Here is an 18788-nt window from a genome sequence, read left to right as displayed (position 1 = left end):
CCGCGGGTGGGTGAGGGGGTGCACGCGCAGTTCCCCGCGCCCCTTGGGCGGGCTGTCGTCGCCGTCACTCTCATGGGTGCACCGGCGCGGCACGTGGTCTTTTGCGACCTGACAATCGGCGTGGGGGGTCGACACCCGTTCGTTCAGGGAGATCGCGCCACCATGAGACGCCCCCTCGTTTCGCTGGGCTGCTGCGCAGCTCTCGTACTGACCGCCTTGCTCCAGTCGCCCGCCGGGGCGCAGGAACGCGAGCTGTGGGGCTCGGTGACCATCGTTCCCGGCCGGCAGGGGCTGCTGGAGGTCGCCGGGTACGGCGGTCCCGCTCTCGGCGCCGGGTCCCGGCTGACGCTGACCGTCTCGGCGCCCGCCGCGGTCACCGGTACGCCGCTGGCCGACGGCGGCTACCGCGGGGCCGTCGCCGCAGACGGCGGCACCGGCACCTACACGTTCTCCGGCACCGCGGCGGGCGGCCCGTGGTCCGGCCGGACGTTCCCGTTCGTGCTCTTCGTTCCCGCGAACGCCGTGCCGGGGACCCGGCTGAGCGGGTGCGCGATGGTCGTCACCGACGCCGGCGGCAGCCGCCGCGACGAAGGGGCGTGCACCGTGACGGTGGGGCTGCCCGAGCCGACGCTGTCGCAGCCGCTGGCCGGTGTCCCGCTCGGCTCGCGGCCGCGGACCGCAGGCACCGCCTACCCGGGTGCCCAGGTCAGCGTCCGCGACCAGGACGAGAACGAGGTGTGCTCCACGACCGCCGCCGCCGACGGCACCTGGTGGTGCGTGCCCGGGACCGATCTGCCGGCCGGCGCCGGGCGGCTGCAGGCCACGGCGACCTTCAACGGGGTGAGCGCGGAGAGCGAGCAGATCCGTATCACCGTGACGTAAGGGGCCGTAACGGCACGGCGAGGCGGATGCGTTGGCCAAACATTGACCTTTCATCCGGGAGTGTTGACTCTTCCCCGGGAGAGTCCATAGCCGGGCCGCGCCTACATTCGGCCGCATGTCCGTGCCGCTCCCCGTCCTGCCGTATCGCAAGCCCACCAAGGGCCGCGACTACTGGGTCTTCGACGACGTCCTGCCCGATCCCGACGCCGTGCGGGAGCGGGTGCTGCGCAGGGACGACTGGGTCAAGGGGTATCCGTACACCTCCGAGAGCTGGCCCGGGCTGCGCACCATGCCCGGCCTGGAACCCGGTGAGCTGGCGGTGGTCGAGAACCTCGTGCGGCGGGCGACCGGTGCCAAGGAGCTGTGGGTGCAGCGGGCGCCGGGCGGCGGCACCCTGAACCACAACTGTGTGCAGGTCGTCGGGGAGGGCGAGAGCGAGTCACGGCCGCACACCGACTCCCGGGCGCTGTGCCGGTACGCCGCCGTGCTGTACCTCAATCCGGCGGTGCCGAAGGGCTGCGGTACGGCCTTCTACCGGCAGTCCCTGCCCGGCGGGCGGCTCGGCGGCAACGTCGTGCAGGCGCCGCACACCAACCTGGTCGAGGCCCTCGGGACGCGGTTCGTCGCGCCGGACGCCTTCGAGGAGGACGTGACGGTTGCGCACCGGTACAACCGGCTGCTGGTCTATCACGCCAACCTCGTGCACAGCGCGACCGGTTACCACGGCCTCTCGCTGGAGGACAAACGCATGACCGCGGTCTTCTTCTGGATGGCCTGACGTCCACATCGGACGCCGCCTCACCCCTCGGACCGCTGTGCGGACGGCACTACCGCTGCGGGTGATACCTAGGGGGCGAGTGTCCTCCGACCGGGCGGTGTGCGGACGTGCGGCATTCACGCTGCGCATCCGTGTCCCTACGCTGTGACGAGTTCCGGCAGCAGGACCGCACGGGGGTCGTATGGGATTCGGATTCGGTCAGCGCCGCGGCGGGCAACTCCCCGCCGAGGTCACCGGTTTCGTGGGACGGGCGCAAGAACTCGCCTCGCTGCGCGACGCGTTGGGACAGGCACGGCTGGTCACACTGGTCGGCCCCGGCGGCGTCGGCAAGAGCCGTACGGCGCTGCGGGCGGCCGGGGAGGCGGCCGCGCGGTACGCGGACGGCGTGCGGCTCGTCGAGTTGTCGGCGCTGCACGACGCCGAGCTGGTCCCGGCGACCCTCGCCGGGGTGCTGGAGCTGCCCGAACAGTCCGGCATGAGCGCGCTGGACGCGGTCGTGGAGCAGCTGCGCGGCAGGCGGACGCTGGTCGTCCTGGACACCTGTGAGCATCTGCTCGACGCGTGCGCCACGCTCTGCGACATCCTGCTGCGTGAGGCGCCCGGGCTGACCGTGCTCGCCACCAGCCGGCAGCCGCTGGACGTGCCCGGTGAGCACTGTCTGACCCTGGCGCCGCTGCCCCGCGAGGACGCGGTGGAGCTGTTCCTGCAGCGGGCCGCCGCCGTGACCGCCGGGCAGGGCGTCACCGAAGCGGACCGGGAGCGCACGTTCGCCCTGGTCGACCGGCTGGACGGCATTCCGCTCGCCCTGGAGCTGGCGGCGGTCAGACTGCGCGCCCTGCCGCTGGCGGAGCTGGTCGCCCGGCTCGACCGCCGCTTCGAGATCCTCACCGGGGGCCGCCGCACCGCGCTCACCCGGCACCAGACCCTGCGCACCGCCATCGACTGGTCCCACGAGCTGTGCACCCCGCGGGAACGCCTGCTGTGGGCCCGGCTCTCCGTCTTCGCCGGGCCCTTCGACCTGGCGGCGGCCGAGCAGGTCTGCGCCGGGGGCGGTCTGCCCGCCGAGCGGGTCGTCGAGGCCCTGGTGGGGCTGGTCGACAAGTCCGTCGTGCAGCGGATCGACGAGGACGGCGGCGCGGGGCGCTACCGGCTGCTCGACACGATCCGTGAGTACGGGCGCGGCCGGCTGTCCCTCACCGACGACCACGAGGCGGTCCTGGAGCGGCACTTCGGGCGTTACGAGCGGCTCGCGGGGCGCTTCTGGGACGAGTTCGTCGGGCCCTCCCAGGTCGCCCTGCACCGCGCGGTGCGGCGCGAGGCCGCCGATGTGCGGGCCGCCCTGGAGCACGGCTGCGCGAGCGCGGCGAGGGCGCCGCGGGCGCTGTGGCTGGCGGCCCGGCTCGGGCCGTACTGGCGGGCCGCGGGCACCCTGTCGGAGGGGCGGTACTGGATCGACAAGGCGCTGGAGCTGACCCCGCAGGACTGTCCCGAGCGGGCCTGGGGGCTGTTCATGACCGGTGTGTTCGGGGTGTGGACGGCCGACCTGGACACCGCGCTGGAGCGGTTCCCCGAGGCCCACGCGGTGGCGCGGCGGGTCGGGCAGCGGCGGGTGGAGCTGTTCGCCGAGGCGTATCTGGGCGCGATGACGGCGCTCGGCGGCAAGGTCGAGGAGGGGCTGGCGGAGCTGGAGCGGGCCCGGCAGCGGATCGTCGCCGCCGGTGACGCGCTCGGCATCGGGGTCGTGCACTACGAGGGCGCGCTGCTGCGGGCGGTGCTCGGCGACACGATGGGGGCGCTGGAGCTGTGCGCGACGGGTCTCGCGTATCTGGAGGGCACCGGCGAGCGGCAGATCTACGCCTCCACGCTGGCGGTGCAGGGGCTGATCCTGTCGCTCGCCGGGGACCACGACGACAGCGCGGTGTGCTTCGAGCGGTCCCTGGAGGCGGCCGCGGAGATGGGTGAGGTGCTGGTGGCGGCGCTCGCCTGCCTGGGGCTCGCCTGGTACGAGGCCCGGCGCGGGCGCCACGCGCGCGCGTGCTGGCTGCTCGGATACGCCGAGCACGCCCGCCGCCTGGGCGGTGACCCGGTGGCGATGCTGCCGCGGCTGCTGCAGGAGCAGGACGCGGTGCAGCGCGCGGTGCGGGCCGCGCTGGGGGCGGAGGACTTCGGCCGGCTGCGGGACGCGGGGGCGCGGATGTCGGGGCGGCAGGTGCTCGACGCGGTACGCGCGGGCGCCGACGAGCCGGGGCCCGCGGACGGCGTACGGCGTCCGCCGCGGCCCCGGGAGCCGGTGGAGGGGCGCGCCGCGGACGCCCTCACACGGCGCGAGCGGGAGGTCGCCGCGCTGGTCACACGGGGGCTGTCCAACCGGGAGATCGCGGAGCGGCTGGTCATCTCCAAGCGCACGGTCGACGCCCATGTCGAGCACATCCTCGCCAAGCTGCGCATCACCTCGCGCACGGAGATCCCGGCGGTGACCGTTTCGGGTACGTAGGTACGGGGCGGGGCCGCGCCGGGCGGGGCCTGGCGGGAGTACGTATACCGATCTTCCCGGGTTGTGGTGCGCGGTGCCCGTCCGGCGCGGCAGCCTGGGGGAAGCCGCCGGGGGGACGGAGCGCCCGGGTGCCGACAGTGTCGGATCCCCCGCGGCTGTCATGGCAGGCATCCGGCGCGGTACCTCCCCCCGGCGACTGTGGCGGGGCTGCCCCTGGTCGGCGGGGCAGCCCCGTCGTGTGTGAGGTGCGTCACTTTCGGTACCTGTCACGTCTGTTCCCCGTCCCTTGTCCCCTGGGCGTCACCGCTCCGGTGGCCCGGACCCGGGAGGGACCATGACGCACCAGGATCAGTACGCAGAGCACCGCATCGTCGTCCTCGGCGCCGGTTACACCGGCATGCTGGCGGCCCTCCGGCTGGCCCGCCGCACCCGCCGCACCGGCGTCCGCATCACCCTCGTCAACCCGTCGGCCCGCTTCACCGAACGCCTGCGGCTGCACCAGCTGGCCGCCGGACAGCAACTGGCCGACCACCGCATCCCCGACCTGCTCGCCGGCACCGGCGTCGCCTTCGTGCGGGGCACCGTCACCGCGCTGGACGCCGGGGCCCGCACGGTGACCGTGGACGAGGGTGCGGCGGTGCTGCCGTACGACACGCTCGTGTACGCCCTCGGCAGCGCCCCCGACACCGGGCGGGTGCCCGGCGCGGACGCCCATGCGCACACGCTGAACGGCCGGGACGCGGCGCTCGCCCTCGCCGGCCGGCTGCGCGCGCTCGCCGCTGCCGGCGGCGGCACGGTGGCCGTGTGCGGCGCCGGGCTGACCGGCGTGGAGGCGGCGACGGAGATCGCGGAGACCTACCCGGCGCTGACGGTGACCCTGATCAGCACGGGCGAGCCGGGCGCCCTCATGGGCGAGCGGGCACGCGCCCATCTGCGCCGCGCGCTGGAGCGGCTCGGGGTGAGCGTGCGCACGGGCGCCGCGGTCACCAAGGTGCTTCCCGAGGGCGTGGAGCAGGTGACCGGTGAGGTGGTGGCGGCCGACGTCTGTCTGTGGACGACCGGCGTGCGCGCGCCGCGCCTGGCCGCCGACGCCGGGATCGAGGTCGACGACAGCGGCCGCGTCGTCACCGACGGCACCCTGCGGTCCGTCTCCCATCCCGACGTGTACGCCGTCGGTGACGCGGCCGCGGTGCGCATGCCGTGGGGGCCGCTGCACGGCACCTGCCAGAGCGGGATGCCCACCGCCCAGTACGCGGCCGACGCGATCGCCCGCCGGCTGCGCGGCAAGCAGGTCAAGCCGTTCCGCTTCGGCTATGTCCACCAGCCGGTGAGCCTCGGCCGGCGCGACGCCGTCATCCAGTTCACCCACCCCGACGACACCCCGCGCCGGGCGTATCTGAGGGGCCGGGCCGCCGTCCTGTACAAGGAGACGGTCAGCGCCAGCCCGCTCCCGGCGTACCGGCTGGTCAAGCGGGCCGATGTGAACGTGGCCCTGTTCAGGGGCGGCCGGGCGACGCGGTGAGGGGAAGCGGAAGCGATGACGGAACCGACGACCGGCCAGGACCGGCAGGACCCCTACCTCGAGCACCGCCGGCTGCTGTTCGCCACCGCCTACCGGATGCTCGGCAGCGTCGCGGACGCCGAGGACGTGCTCCAGGACGCCTGGCTGACCTGGCACCGGGCGGACCGCTCCGACGTGCGCGACCCGCGGGCATACCTGGTCCGCACGGTCACCAACCTCGCCCTGAACCGGCTCACCTCGGCCCGGGCGCGACGCGAGAAGTACGTCGGACCGTGGCTGCCGGAGCCGCTGCTGACCTCCCCCGACGCCGCTGAGGAGACGGAGATGGCGGACAGCGTTTCGACGGCCATGCTGGTGGTCCTGGAGACCCTGACCCCGATCGAGCGGGCGGTGTTCGTGCTGCGCGAGGTCTTCGGCTACAGCCACGCCGAGATCGCCGAGACCCTCGACCGCCCGGAGCCGGCGGTCCGGCAGATCGCGCACCGTGCCCGGGAGCATGTGCGCGCCCGCCGCCCCCGCTACGACGCCGACGCCGGCCGCCGCGCGGAGGTCACCAGCCGCTTCATCGAGGCGTGCGCGGGCGGTGACCTGAGCGCGGTGATGGAACTCCTCGCCCCGGACGTGACCTGCTGGTCCGACGGCGGCGGCAAGATCACCGCGGCCCGGCGTCCGCTGTACGGCCCCGACCACGTGGCCCGCTGGATCCTGGGCGTCCTGGCCAAGCCGCAGTCCCGGGACGTGGTCATGGAGCGTGCCGAGATCAACGGCGAGCTGGGCCTGCTCATGGTGCTGGGCGGCACACCGGTGGGCGCGCTGACGTACGACGTGGTGGACGGCCGTATCCGGAACCTGCGGTTGCAGGTGAACCCGGACAAGCTCGCCGGGGTGCGGGGCTGAGCAACGACCAGCCGAAGATCGGGATGAGGCCGCGCACCGCACGGCAGCGCCTTGGCCGGCGGCCGCGCTCGCCGGCGCCGCTATCGCCGAAGCCGGCGGTATCGCTTCATCAGCGTCGTGATCCTGGCCGGGTCGGCCGGGCCGTTCAGCTCTTCCAGGAGGTCGTCGGGGCACAGCTCGTACAGCTCGCCCCACCAGCGGCGCCCCCGGTTGTCCCAGAGGCGGTAGCCGCCGGGCACGCCCCGGGCGACGTAACGCCTTCTGCTCATGGCCGACCCCCTCCGCCGCGGGAGCGCACGCACCGCGAGCTCCGGAGGCGACGGACATACCCGCGGACCCGGCCGGTTCCGGCCGGGTCCGGGCGGGGGTCAGCGGACCGTGGACGCGTCCCAGTGGTAGAAGCGGTGGGCCATCGCGTCCTTGGGGCTGCGCCAGGTCGCCGGGTCGTACGCGGAGACGAACGGCGTCAGACGGTCGCTGACGTCACGGAACTCCGGGTGGTCGACCAGGCGCGCGATCGCGGGGCCCGGGTCCTGCTCCGCCTCGATGAGGTGGAGGTAGATGTCGTTGAACTGGAAGAGGCTGCGCCGGCTGACGCCCACCAGGTGCGGCAGCTCGCCCCGGTCGGAGTCGGCGAAGATCTGCGCGATGTCGTTCTCCGAGCCGGGCTTCATGCGGGCGACGATCAGGGTGTGGTGCATCGCGGTGCGCCCCTTCAGTCCGTGGCCAGCGCCGGCTCGCGGCGCTCGTCGCCGGCCGCCTGCTCGATGCGGTCGCGGATCAGGGCCATCTGCGTCTTGGAGTTGCGGTTGATCATCGCGGTCATGCCCGCGTCGTCGACCGGCGCCTCCGGCTTCATCGCGAAGTCCTGGATCCAGCGCATCCGCACACCCTCGGGCGTCTCGCGGTACTCCCAGCGGATGTTCATGTACTGGAAGGGCCCGGTCTCCACGCGGTGCGCGCGCACGGTACGGCTCGCACGGTCGGCCGTGCGCTCCGACACCCAGCTCCACACCTTGCCCTGCTCGTCGGGGTGCATGGTGAGCCGGAAGGTGACCGTGTCGCCCTTGCGGTCGAGGACGTCGACCGAGGCGTACTCGCTGAACAGGTCCGGCCAGTTGTCCAGGTCGTTGGTCATGTCCCAGACCAGGTCGAACGGGGCGGCGATGGTGATCTCGTTCTCGGTGTGGCCGTCGGTCATGTCAGGCTCCACTCGTCAGGGCGTCGTTGACCAGCGCGAGGAACTCGGCCGGTGTCTTGCACTTCTCGGCGTTCTCCGGCAGGCCGGCACTGTGCCGCTTCTCCAGCTCGGCGACGATGCCGAGCAGGCCCAGCGAGTCCAGCCCGAAGCTGTCGAAGCCGGACGCGGACTGCCGTTCCAGCTCCTGCGGCTCGACGCTGACGCCGGCCGTGCGCTTCATCAGGTCGGCCAGGTCGGCGTAGGTGACCTGGGTGGTCAGCCGGTGGTCCAGTTGGTCGGTCATGTGCTGTTCCCTCTCTTGTGGCTCGCGTGGATGGTCACGGCGCGCGCAGGACGAGCGCCGCGTTGTTGCCCATCAGGCCCCGGCTGACGACCAGGGCCGTACGGACGTCGGCGGTCCGGGCCCGGCCGGTCACCAGGTCCAGCTCATGGCAGGGGTCGAAGACGTTCGGTGTGGGCGGGATCAGGCCGTGCTCCATCGCGAGCACCGCCGTCGCCACGTCCAGCACCGCCGCCGCGCAGTGCGCCCGGCCCCCGCCGGTCTTCGGCGCGGTCACCGGCACCTTGCGGGCGTGCGGCCCGAGCGCGTCGGCGAGGGCGAGCACCTCCGCCTCGTCGGCCTCCGGCACACCCAGCGCGTCGGCGAAGACGACGTCCACATCCTGTGGACGGCACCCCGCCTGCTCCAGCGCCCCGGTGATCGCACGGGCCAGCCCCTCGCGGGAGCCGGACCAGCGGGAGGCCCCGGTGAAGGTCGCCGCGTGCCCGGCCACCGTGGCCCGCGCCTGCGCGCCCCGCTCGCGCGCCGCCCGCTCGTCCTCCAGGACGAACATCGCGCCGCCCTCACCGGGCACGAAACCGCACGCACCCGAGGTGAAGGGGCGGTACGCGCGCTCGGGGTCCTCGCTCCGGCTCAGCTCGGGATAGCCGAGCTGGCACACCATGGAGTACGGCGCGAGCGGCGCCTCCGTGGCACCGGCCACCACCGCGTCCGTGCCCCGGCCGATCGCGCGGGCCGCGTGCGCCAGCGCGTCCAGGCCGCCCGGCTCGTCCGCGCACACCACCCCGCACGGGCCCTTGAACCCGCCGCGGATGGAGGTCTGGCCTGTGCTGGCGGCGTAGAACCAGGCGATCGACTGGTACGGACCGACGTGCTTGGGACCCTCGCCCCACAGCTTCTGCAGCTCCCGCTGGCCGAACTCGCCGCCGCCGGAGCCCGCGGCCGTCACCACACCCACCGAATACGGCGAGTCGAGGTCGGCCGGCGCCAGCCGGGCGTCGTCCAGGGCCAGTTGGGCCGCGGCCATGGCGTGGTGCGTGAACCGGTCCGTCTGGACCAGGTACGTCGCCTCGATCAGCGCCGCCGGGTCGAACTCCCGCACCTCGCCGCCCACCTTCAGCGGCAGGTGCGTGCAGCCCTCCCGGGTGATCGGGCCGAGGAAGCTGCGGCCGTCGGCCACCGCCTTCCAGTACGTCTCCGCGCCGACGCCCTGCGGCGCCACCACACCCAGCCCGGTGACGACGGCCCGCCGGGTATCCGGTCCGCTCATCGCAGCCTCCTTACCGGTCCTGTCAGTACGACCGCCGACTGGAACCCGCCGAACCCGCTGCCCACCGACAGCACCGTGGACAGCTGCCGCTCCCGTGCGGTGCGCGGCACGTAGTCCAGGTCGCACTCGGGGTCCGGCACCTCGTAGTTCGCGGTCGGCGGCACCACCTGGTGGGCCAGCGCCAGCACGCACGCCACCAGTTCGATGGAGCCGATCGCGCCGAGCGAGTGGCCCACCATCGACTTGATCGAGCTCATCGGGGTGTCGAAGGCGTGCGCGCCCAGGGCGCGCTTGACGGCGGCGGTCTCGTGGCGGTCGTTCTGCTGTGTGCCCGAGCCGTGCGCGTTGACGTAGTCCACGGCCGTGGCGTCCAGCCGGGCCTGGTCCAGGGCGTCGTCGATGGCCCGCGCCATCTCCAGGCCGTCCTTGGTCAGACCGGTCATGTGGTACGCGTTGCCGTACGTGGCGTAGCCGGCCAGCTCGCAGTAGATCTCCGCGCCGCGCGCCCGGGCGTGCTCCAGGTCCTCCAGCACCAGGACCGCGCCGCCCTCGCCCATCACGAACCCGTTGCGGCGGGCGTCGAAGGGGCGGGAGGCGTGCTCGGGATCGTCGTTGCTGGGCGAGGTCGCCTTGATCGCGTCGAAGCACGCCATGGTGATCGGGGATATCGGCGAGTCCGACGCGCCCGCGATCACCACGTCCGCGCGGCCCTCGGCGACCGCCTGCGCGGCGTAGCCGACCGCGTCCAGGCCTGAGGTGCAGCCCGTGGAGACGGTCTGCACCACGCCGTGCGCCCCGAACTCCTCGGCCACGGTCGCGGCGAGGGTGCTCGGCGAGTACGCGCGGTGCAGATCCGGGCCCGCCTTGGTGTGGTCCACGTCCCAGCGGGCGCCGTGCTCGCTGACCAGCACGTAGTCGTGCTCCAGCCGGGTGGTGCCGCCGACCGCGGTGCCGAGGAAGGCGCCCATGCGCCAGGGGTCCTCGCGGGCCGGGTCCAGGCCCGCGTCCCGGACCGCCTCGGCGGCCGCGACCAGGGCGAACTGTATGTACCGGTCACAGCGCTGGGTGGTCGCGAGGTCCAGTCCGTGCGCCGCGGGGTCGAAGTCGCACTCGGCGGCCATCTGCGAGCGCAGTCCCTCCGGGTCGAACAGGGAGATCCTGCGCGTGGCCGTACGGCCGCTCGCGAGCAGGTCCCAGAACGCGGGGACGCCGATGCCGCCGGGTGCGACGACGCCTATGCCGGTGACCGCGACCCGACGCCTGTTCATGACATCACCTCGGCGGGTTCGCCCTCTTCGGTGTCCACGTGCCCCATGTCGGGGCGCGGCGCCAGCGGGCCGAGGTGGAAGACGATCCGCGCCTCGGTGTCACCGACGTTGCGGAACCGGTGCCGCACGTGTGGCGGGATCAGCAGCCCCTGCTCGGTGCGCAGATGCTGCGGCTCGCCGTCCAGGTCCACCTCGAACACGCCCTGCGTGACGAAGACGAACTCCTCGGAGTACGGGTGGTAGTGCTCGGCGATGCGCTCCCCGGGCTGCACGATGGCCACGCCCATGAAGCCGCTGGTCGAGCCCGCGGTCGTCGGCGTCAGAAGCGCGCGGACGTCACCGCCGCGCCGGCGGTTGGGGGCGATCGAACCGAGGTCGACGATGCGTGCCTGCTGTTGCGTCATGACGTTTCACTCCGGGAGGGGAAGAGGGTTCGGGGTGAGTCGGGAAGGGCGGCGGAGCCGGGGACGCGCGGATCAGGAGGCCGCCGTGCGGTCCGTGAGCGGTCGCATCCGGGCCCGGGTCAGGAGGCGGGGCAGCGCCCGCTCGTCCGTCAGCGGGACGTCGAGGCCGAGGGCGTCGCCGTCCAGCAGCGGCGCGGCCGCGGCGCGCGCCTCGGGGTCGGCCAGGGCGAGGACGCGTCCGGGGGTGTCCTGCGGATCGCCCGTCACGTCGACCAGCCGCACCACGAGGTCGTCGCGGTGGAAGACGGTGCAGGACGTCACCGGGGTCTCCGGGTCGCCTGCGGCCGCCGCGTCCTGCCGGGCCAGCAGCCGGGCCAGCGCGGGGCCGGCGCCCGGGCGGGCGGGATAGAGCAGGGCCACCCGCTCCACGTCGGCGCCCGGGGTGACGGCGTCCACATGGTGTACGGCGGGCAGCGCGGCCCGGGTGAAGAAGGCCCGCGCCGACTTGGGGTCGTTCAGGTCGCGGTCCTGCTCCAGATACGGGTTGATCGCCTCCTCCACGGCCCGCACCTCCGGCTGGCGCGACACGTGCCGCAGCGCGGCCTGCAGGTCGCCGCGCACCTCGACCGCGCGCACCACCCGGTTGCCGTGCATGAACAGCGACGTGCGCAGCAGCCGGGTGGTGTCGTCCACCCGGGGCTGCGGCGAGGCGTAGTGGGACAGCAGCTCGGCGACGACGGCCTCGCTGCCCGGGGTGACCGTGAAGGTCAGGGCGTGCCGGACGACGTTGGCGCCGGTGCGGGGGGCCGGCTGCAGACCGCCCGTGGGAAGGGCGTCGGCGCTGCCGAACGTCTCGCGCAGCACGGTGTAGCGCAGCGAGCGGGTGTCGCGGACACAGCCGCTCATCGGCTCGACCATGTCCAGGTGCTGGTCGCTGTTGACCCAGGCGAGGAAGGGCTCGGCGCTCTCCCACTCGCTGGTGATGAGCCACTGGGTGGGGTTCTCCAGGGACTGGCACAGCTGGTCGCTGATGTGTCCCGGTACGGAGGCCACCTGCGCGCACATGCGCTCGTAGGCGGCCAGGAACTCCTGTTGGGTTCCGTCGTGGATGTCCACCATGAGCACGACCCGCACCCGGGACCCGTCGAACGCGTCCGTGGCGACGCGGTCCGGGACCGTCGACACGGCGGGGGAGACCGTCATCCTGCACACCTCTTCTTCGGGTGGGGAGTTTTCGTTTTCCGCGGTGGTTGGTGGGTGGGGGTCGCCCGGGGCGGCCTCCGCGGCCACGTAGGGACGATCCTGAGCCGAGCTGCACGAGTGCGCGATCCGGGCGGGGTGAGCGGGTGAAGCGTGAGCCGCCGGCGGCGGCGCGGGGCATGGATGTGAACCCGTGGGATCGACGCGCTGGAGGCGAAGCGATGAAGCAGCAGGCCGGTCAGGAGGCCGTGCACCGGGTTCCTGTCCTGATCGTCGGAGGGTCCCTGGTGGGACTGTCGACATCCGTGTTCCTGGGCCGTCTGGGGGTACGGCACACCCTCCTGGAGCGGCATGCCGGTACGTCCATTCACCCGCGTGGACGCGGCAACAACGTCCGGACGATGGAACTGTTCCGGGTCGCGGGTGTCGAGGGGGACATCCACCGGGCCGCGGCCACACTGGCCGACAACCACGGCATCCTGCAGACGCCGACGCTCGTCGGGGACGCCGGGGAGTGGCTGTTCAAGGAGATCGACCCGGGTGGCGGGCTGGCCCGCTTCAGCCCCACCGGGTGGTGCCTGTGCAGCCAGAACGACCTGGAGCCGGTGCTGCTGGACCACGCCGTGGCGATGGGCGGTGATCTGCGGTTCTCCACCGAGCTGATGTCCTTCGAGGTGGACGGCGACGGGGTGACGGCGGTCGCCAAGAGCCGTGAGACCGGCGAGCACCTGCGGGTGCGGGCCGACTACCTCGTCGCCGCGGACGGGCCGCGCAGCCCCGTGCGCGAGCAGCTCGGCATCGGGCAGAGCGGGCCGGGCGACCTGTTCCACAACATCAGCGTGACGTTCCGCTCGCGCGGGCTGGCGGAGGTGGTCGGGGACCGGCGGTTCATCGTGTGCTACCTGACGTCCGACGACGCCGACGGGGCGCTGCTGCCCGTGGACAACCGGGAGAACTGGGTGTTCCACGCACCCTGGCACCCCGAACGCGGAGAAACCGTCGAGGAGTTCACCGACGAGCGGTGCATCGCGCACATCCGGCGCGCGGTGGGTGTCGACGACCTCGACGTGGAGATCACCGGACGGGCGCCCTGGCACGCCGCCCAGCGGGTCGCCACGGCCTACCGGTCCGGGCGGGTCTTCCTCGCCGGGGACTCCGCGCACGAGATGTCACCGACCGGGGCGTTCGGATCCAACACCGGCATCCAGGACGCGCACAACCTTGCGTGGAAACTCGCGGCCGTGCTCGGCGGATGGGCCGGGGACGGGCTGCTGGACAGCTATGACGCGGAACGGCGGCCGGTCGCGGAGGCGACCAGTGCTAGGGCGGCGGTGCGGTCGGTGGAGCACGCCCATCCCGGGTTCGCGCCGGGGGCGGGGGCCGGGGCCGGGGCCGGTGGGGGGCGGCGGCCGGGTGGGATCCTCGATGTGGCGCTGGGGTATCGGTACCCGGGCGGTGCGGTCGTCGGGGCCGATGCCGGTGGGCCCGTGGTGCCCGACCGGCTCGAGCTGTCCGGGGCGCCGGGCAGTCGTGCGCCGCATCTGTGGGTGCGGCGGGGGGACTCGCGGCTGTCGACGCTGGATCTGTACGAGACGTCGCTGGTGCTGCTGTGCGACGCCTCGGAGGGGCGGGCCTGGTACGACGCGGCGCTTCGGCTGGCCGACGAGCTGCGTGTGCCGTTGCGGCCGCATCGGGTGGGGGCGGGTGGGGATCTCGTGCCCGAGGACGCGTCCGTGTCCTGGTCGGACGTGCACGGTGTCGCGGCGGGGGGTGCGGTGCTGGTGCGGCCGGACGGGTTTGTGGCTTGGCGTACGGCGCATGCGGTGCAGGACGCGGAGCGGGAGTTGCGGGGGGTGTTGGGGAGGGTGTTGTCGCTGCGGACCTGATGGCCGCGGGTTTGTTCGTCTGCGGGCTGTGGGGAGGGGGGCCGGTCGCGGCGGCCTGTGCGGGTTTCGTTGTGGCTGGTCGCGCCGTTCCCCGCGCCCCTTATGGGCCTGCGGCGGCCCGTTGCGGTCGCGTCGTGGCGTGCGTAGCGCCTACGGCCGGTGGGTGAGTCGGGGCCGGGCTGGGGGGTGTCCGTCCTCGGTCCGGCCGCCCGTTCCCGACGAGGGGCGCCCTGTGCCGGTGCCGGCCGCTGCGGGCGGACACCCCCCACCCCGTCCCCTTGCCGCCGTCGGCGAGTGCGACGACGCCGTGGCGCGCCCAGCACCCGGCGAAGTGATCTGTGTCACTGAAGTACCGCCCCCTGTGATGTCGGCGGAGCCCCCCGCGCTGTAGTGAGCGGCGCACCGAGTGACCGGTGTGCTTTCTGTGGCTTCACTTTCACTGCCGCCGGTCCGCGGCCTTCTTCGGGGTGGGATACGTCGTGAGTCGTCGTACGACGAGTGCTTCGCATGCGTACAGACCGCTGAGCCTGAAACGGCGGGCGTGGCTGACGCTCGGTGCCGTGGTGCTGGGAGGCGGGGGCGTCGTGACGTACGCCGTGGCCAGCCCCTCGCACGACTCCGGACCCGGTGTGCGGGCGAAGCGGCCGGTGCGGGTCTACGACCTGGCGCTGGGTGGTGCCGCGAGCGACAAGCGGGAGCTGCCGCGCACCGGTACCCGGGAGTTCTCGCTGGTCGGCGTCTCCTGGAGCGGCCCCACCGTGCGGCTGCACGGCACCGCGCAGGTGCGCACGCACAGCAGCGTCACCGGCGAGTGGAGCGACTGGCAGGACCTCGACGTGGACGCCGACCCGCTGGAGCACCCCGAGCAGGGTGAGCGCGGCGCGTCCGAGCCGCGGTGGGTCGGTGCCTCCGACGGGGTCGAGGCCCGTGTGCTGCGCAAGAACGGCACTGCCCGCGCGCTGCCCAAGGGGCTTCAGGTCAATCTCGTCGACCCGGGTGTCGTCACCGACGCCGAGACCCGGGTGGGCGGTGCCGAGCCCGCCGCGTTCGTGGCCGAGGGGACGCCGGATGCCTCGCCGAGCGACTCCGCCTCCGCGTCCGCGCCGGTGACGGATTCGCCGTCGCCCACGGATTCCGTCTCCCCCACGGATTCCGTCTCGCCCACCGATTCCGCGCCGCCCACGGACTCCCCGTCGCCGACGGACTCCGTGTCCTCCTCGCCCACGGCCACGGTGTCCCCCTCGCCCACCGTCACCACCCCGCCCCCGCCCACCGCGCCGCCGTCCACCGTGCCGCGGCCGCCGATCAGTTCGCGGGCCGAGTGGGGCGCCGACGAGTCGCTGAGCCCCGACCCGTCGGAGTACAACGCCGACGTCAAGGCCGTCTTCGTCCACCACACCGACGGCGACAACACCTACGCGTGCACCGACTCCGCGTCGATCGTGCGCGGCATCTACGCGTACCACACGCAGGTCAAGGGCTGGAACGACATCGGCTACAACTTCCTCGTCGACAAGTGCGGCACCGTCTTCGAGGGCCGCAAGGGCGGCGTCGACCTGCCGGTGCTCGGGGCGCACACCTACGGCTGGAACCGGGAGTCCACGGGCATAGCCGTGCTCGGCACGTACAGCACCACCGGCGTGGGCAACGCCGTGCTGGAGGCCGTCGCCCGGGTCGCGGCCTGGAAGCTCGGGCAGTACGGCGCCGACCCGGCCGGCACGGTGCAGCTGACTTCGGGCGCCACGCAGACCAACTACGCGGGCAGCACGTACACGGCCGGGACCAAGTACACCTTCCAGCGCGTCTCCGGTCACCGCGACGGCTTCAACACCCAGTGCCCGGGCAGTTCGCTGTACGCGCAGCTGCCGACCGTCCGGGCGTGGGCGGCCGGGCCCGTGCAGGGGCTGAAGGTCACCTCGGTGGCCGGCGGCGCGAGCCTGTCCGGCTCGACGTACTACACCAAGGGCGCCGTCACCGTGAACTGGTCGGCCACCACGCCCCGTTCGCTCGTCAAGAGCTTCGAGCTGCTCGTCGACGGCAAGGTGGCCACGACGGTGGCCGGCAGCGCCTCCTCCGCGAGCGCCACGCTGGCTCTCGGCAGCCACACCGTCGCCGTGCGGGCCGTGCACCAGTCCGGCAGGACCGCCACGACCGCGTCGGTGAACGTCGTCGCCGAGACGACCGCGCCCGCCTTCACCGCCAACCCGGCGCTGTCCCTGCGCACCGGCACCGTCAACACCACGGCCGTCCCGGTCACGCTCGGCTGGAAGGCCACCGACAACGCAGCCCTGCGTTCGGTGACCCTGCTCTCGCCCGGTACGGCCGTCTACGGTCCGACCACCTACAGCGCCGCCCGCACCGCCGCGTCCGGCACTGCCGCCACCTGGTCGCTGCGGGCCGCCGACTGGGCCGGCAACACCCGTACCGCGTCGGCCGCCTTCACCCCGGTGATCCTCCAGGAGAGCTCGGCCGTGAAGTCCGGCAGCTGGGCCGGCCGGTCCAGCAGCAGCTATCTCGGCGGCGCGTCGTACTCCAGCGGCTCCACCGGAGCGAGCCTGACCTGGACCTTCACCGGGCGGTCCGCCGCCTGGGTGGTCTCGCGGGCCTCGACCTCGGGGCAGGCGTACGTGTACGTGGACGGTGTCAAGGCCGCGACCGTGGATCTGAAGTCCGCCACGACGCTGTACCGGCAGGCGATCTGGACGAAGACCTGGTCCGCGAGCGCCAAGCACACCGTCAAGATCGTGGTCGTGGGCACGAGCGGCCGGCCGACCATCACGACGGACGGGCTCGTCTACGTGAAGTGACGCCGAGGTGAGGAACGTGACGAGGGCCCCGCGGTCGGGGCCCTCGTTTTTTCGTGGTCAGCCCTCGCCCTGCGTGGTGCCGGGCGACGGCGTGCCCGTCGCCGGGTTCTGCGGGGTCTCGGCGGAGCTGCGGTCGGGCGCGAACCAGGTCATGCCGGCCAGCAGCGCGCCGACGAAGAGCAGGACGCCGGCGACCATGGCGGCCACCTTCTTCCCGGTACCGCTGAGCCCGCGCGTCCGCGCCGTACCGCGGCGGCTCGCCTCCCGGACCGGGAGGCGGTAGGTGGTCACGGCGGCGGGCGCGGGCGGCGGCGGTACGGGGGCCGCAGGCTCCTGGCTGGGCGGCAGCGGCTCGGGCCGCCCCTGCCAGGCACCGCCGGCGAACCAGTCGGCGATCTGCTGAGCGGTGGGGCGGTCCTCGGGTTCCTTGGCGAGCAGGCCGAGCAGGAAGTTCTCGAACGCGGGCGGCAGGCGGACGCCGAGGTCGCGGGGCGGGACTGGGACGGCGTCCAGGTGCCGGTGCAGGACGCCGAGGGCGGTGTCGGCCTCGAACGGGGGTCGCCCGGTGAGGAGTTGGTACAGCACGCAGCCCAGTGAGTACACGTCGGACGGGGGACCGGCGGGCCGGCCGAGGGCGCGTTCCGGCGCGAGGTAGAGGCCGGTGCCGACGATCTGCCCGGTGGCGGTGAGGGCCGCGCCGGGGTCGTCGAGGAAGCGGGCGATGCCGAAGTCGCCGATCTTCAGGGTGCCGTGGGGGTCGAGGAGCAGGTTGGCGGGCTTGATGTCGCGGTGCACGATGCCCTGCTGGTGGGCGGCGGCGAGACCGGCGGCGGCCTGCGCGGCGATGTGGGCGACCCGCTCGGGCGGCTGCCGCGTGAGGCGGGCGAGGCTGTGGCCCTCCACCAGTTCCATGACGAGGAACAGACGTTCCTCGTGCTGCCCGAAGTCCAGCACGCCGACCACGTGCGGATGGTTCAGCGCTCCCGCGGTCTGGGCCTCCAGCCGGAACCGGGCGGCGGCGGTGGTGTCCGAACTCGCCTGTTCGAGCAGGAGCTTGACCGCGACGGGTCTGCCGAGCATCTCGTCGTGTCCGCGCCAGACCTCTCCCATCGCGCCCCGCCCGATGGGTTCGAGCAGCCGGTACCGGCCCGCTATCAGCACCTGTGACTCATCCTCGTCTCGCACGACCGACGTGACCGCCGCAGGCCGTGCGCACCGCCGAAGCCGGCGGTGACGGTGGGGGAGGCCGCAGCCAGCACAGCGTACTGGCGTGACGATCACGCGGTCCCAACTGCCCCGTGCGATTCAGACGGTGGCCTCGGGGCCGGCCGGGTCGAGGTAGGTCACGCCGGCCCGTGCGGCGTGCGGGGCGAGCAGGCCGAGGAGTTCGTCGGCCGCGACCCGCCTCGCCGACACCCTCGGCATCTCGGTGTCCGCGCTGATGCAGGGGCCGCCGCAGGGCCGGGTGCGCGTGGTGGACGCGCGTGCCGTCGCCCCGCTGTGGACCGGCGAGCACGGCGGCGAGGCCCGGCTCATGCTGACGACGTCGGGGGCGGCCCCGGTGGAGGTGTGGCGCTGGCGGCTGCACCCGGGCGAGGACTACCCGAGCCATCCGCACCAGGCCGGGGTCGTGGAGACGGTCAGCGTCACCTCCGGCCGCATGACGCTGATCGTGGACGGCACCTAGCACCCCGTCGAGGCCGGCCAGACCGCCACCTTCGACGGCGACGCCCCCACACCTACCGCGGCGCGGGCACCGAACCCTGCGACCTGATCATGACCGTCCACCTCCCACCAGGCCCCGCCGACCTGCGCGTTTCAGCCCGCTGACACCAGGCGCCGCGCTCCCTGCGGGAACGACGCCCCCGCCACCCGGTTTCAGCGCCTTCGCCCCGTCCG

At 73.5% G+C, this 18788-nt stretch carries 16 protein-coding genes and 1 pseudogene; 8 read left to right on the top strand and 9 right to left on the bottom strand.

The features are described 5' to 3' along the window. Positions 1-162 precede the first annotated feature (162 nt). The 5 genes from AB0J12_RS17710 to AB0J12_RS17690 all read left to right on the top strand — a co-directional run bounded on the left by AB0J12_RS17710 (position 163) and on the right by AB0J12_RS17690 (position 6573). Positions 163-882 (top strand): carboxypeptidase regulatory-like domain-containing protein, encoded by a 720-nt coding sequence (locus tag AB0J12_RS17710; RefSeq protein ID WP_363265209.1) that lies wholly within the window; start codon positions 163-165, stop codon positions 880-882. A 115-nt stretch (positions 883-997) separates the two neighbouring features. Continuing rightward, positions 998-1660: a DUF6445 family protein gene (locus tag AB0J12_RS17705; RefSeq protein WP_363265208.1), complete on the top strand. Its 663-nt coding sequence runs from the start codon at positions 998-1000 to the stop codon at positions 1658-1660. Positions 1661-1841: 181 nt separating this feature from the next. Continuing rightward, the gene (locus AB0J12_RS17700) at positions 1842-4154 is read left to right on the top strand and encodes a LuxR C-terminal-related transcriptional regulator (RefSeq protein WP_363265207.1); all 2313 of its coding nucleotides are present in this window, start codon (positions 1842-1844) and stop codon (positions 4152-4154) included. A gap of 334 nt (positions 4155-4488) precedes the next feature. After that, positions 4489-5676 carry an FAD-dependent oxidoreductase gene (locus tag AB0J12_RS17695; protein ID WP_363265206.1) on the top strand — a complete coding sequence of 396 codons (1188 nt, stop codon included), beginning with the start codon at positions 4489-4491 and terminating at the stop codon, positions 5674-5676. Positions 5677-5691: 15 nt separating this feature from the next. Then, entirely contained in the window at positions 5692-6573 is an 882-nt protein-coding gene (locus tag AB0J12_RS17690; protein WP_363265205.1) for an RNA polymerase sigma-70 factor, read from the top strand. Between the two features lie 80 nt (positions 6574-6653). On the opposite strand, the gene AB0J12_RS17685 is transcribed toward AB0J12_RS17690, so the two are convergent. The 8 genes from AB0J12_RS17685 to AB0J12_RS17650 all read right to left on the bottom strand — a co-directional run bounded on the left by AB0J12_RS17685 (position 6654) and on the right by AB0J12_RS17650 (position 12199). Then, positions 6654-6842, bottom strand: coding sequence for a hypothetical protein (locus tag AB0J12_RS17685; protein WP_363265204.1), 189 nt, complete (start codon positions 6840-6842; stop codon positions 6654-6656). Between the two features lie 99 nt (positions 6843-6941). Next, positions 6942-7274, bottom strand: a complete 333-nt coding sequence (locus AB0J12_RS17680) for a TcmI family type II polyketide cyclase (RefSeq protein WP_363265203.1) — start codon at positions 7272-7274, stop codon at positions 6942-6944. 14 nt (positions 7275-7288) lie between these two features. Continuing rightward, positions 7289-7774: an SRPBCC family protein gene (locus AB0J12_RS17675; RefSeq protein WP_363265202.1), complete on the bottom strand. Its 486-nt coding sequence runs from the start codon at positions 7772-7774 to the stop codon at positions 7289-7291. Position 7775: 1 nt separating this feature from the next. Beyond that, positions 7776-8057: an acyl carrier protein gene (locus AB0J12_RS17670; RefSeq protein ID WP_363265201.1), complete on the bottom strand. Its 282-nt coding sequence runs from the start codon at positions 8055-8057 to the stop codon at positions 7776-7778. A gap of 34 nt (positions 8058-8091) precedes the next feature. Continuing rightward, positions 8092-9324 (bottom strand): ketosynthase chain-length factor, encoded by a 1233-nt coding sequence (locus AB0J12_RS17665; RefSeq protein WP_363265200.1) that lies wholly within the window; start codon positions 9322-9324, stop codon positions 8092-8094. After that, positions 9321-10592: a beta-ketoacyl-[acyl-carrier-protein] synthase family protein gene (locus AB0J12_RS17660; RefSeq protein WP_363265199.1), complete on the bottom strand. Its 1272-nt coding sequence runs from the start codon at positions 10590-10592 to the stop codon at positions 9321-9323. The genes AB0J12_RS17665 and AB0J12_RS17660 overlap by 4 nt, the downstream gene beginning before the upstream one ends. Further along, a complete protein-coding gene (locus AB0J12_RS17655; protein WP_361634879.1) occupies positions 10589-10996 on the bottom strand; it encodes a cupin domain-containing protein in 408 nt (135 codons plus the stop codon). Before AB0J12_RS17655 ends, AB0J12_RS17660 begins: the two co-directional genes overlap by 4 nt. Positions 10997-11068: 72 nt before the next feature. Continuing rightward, on the bottom strand, positions 11069-12199 hold the full coding sequence (locus AB0J12_RS17650; protein ID WP_363265198.1) for a SchA/CurD-like domain-containing protein: 1131 nt from the start codon (positions 12197-12199) through the stop codon (positions 11069-11071). Between the two features lie 218 nt (positions 12200-12417). Here AB0J12_RS17650 and AB0J12_RS17645 point away from each other — a divergent pair, with 218 nt between their 5' ends. Beyond that, entirely contained in the window at positions 12418-14082 is a 1665-nt protein-coding gene (locus AB0J12_RS17645; protein WP_363265197.1) for an FAD-dependent monooxygenase, read from the top strand. 560 nt (positions 14083-14642) lie between these two features. Then, positions 14643-16889 (top strand): peptidoglycan recognition protein, encoded by a 2247-nt coding sequence (locus tag AB0J12_RS17640; RefSeq protein ID WP_363265196.1) that lies wholly within the window; start codon positions 14643-14645, stop codon positions 16887-16889. 57 nt (positions 16890-16946) lie between these two features. Here AB0J12_RS17640 and AB0J12_RS17635 read toward each other — a convergent pair whose 3' ends face one another. Continuing rightward, positions 16947-18074: a serine/threonine-protein kinase gene (locus AB0J12_RS17635; RefSeq protein ID WP_363265195.1), complete on the bottom strand. Its 1128-nt coding sequence runs from the start codon at positions 18072-18074 to the stop codon at positions 16947-16949. A gap of 217 nt (positions 18075-18291) precedes the next feature. Between AB0J12_RS17635 and AB0J12_RS17630 the strand changes: the two are divergent. Beyond that, positions 18292-18719 (top strand): annotated as a pseudogene (locus AB0J12_RS17630) (cupin domain-containing protein); the annotation flags it as partial. Between the last annotated feature and the right edge of the window lie 69 nt (positions 18720-18788).

The organism is Streptomyces sp. NPDC049915, assembly GCF_040656475.1.
Classification (GTDB): domain Bacteria; phylum Actinomycetota; class Actinomycetes; order Streptomycetales; family Streptomycetaceae; genus Streptomyces.
The sequence above is the reverse complement of the archived record's forward strand: the minus strand, read 5'-3'. Positions and strand labels throughout refer to the sequence as shown.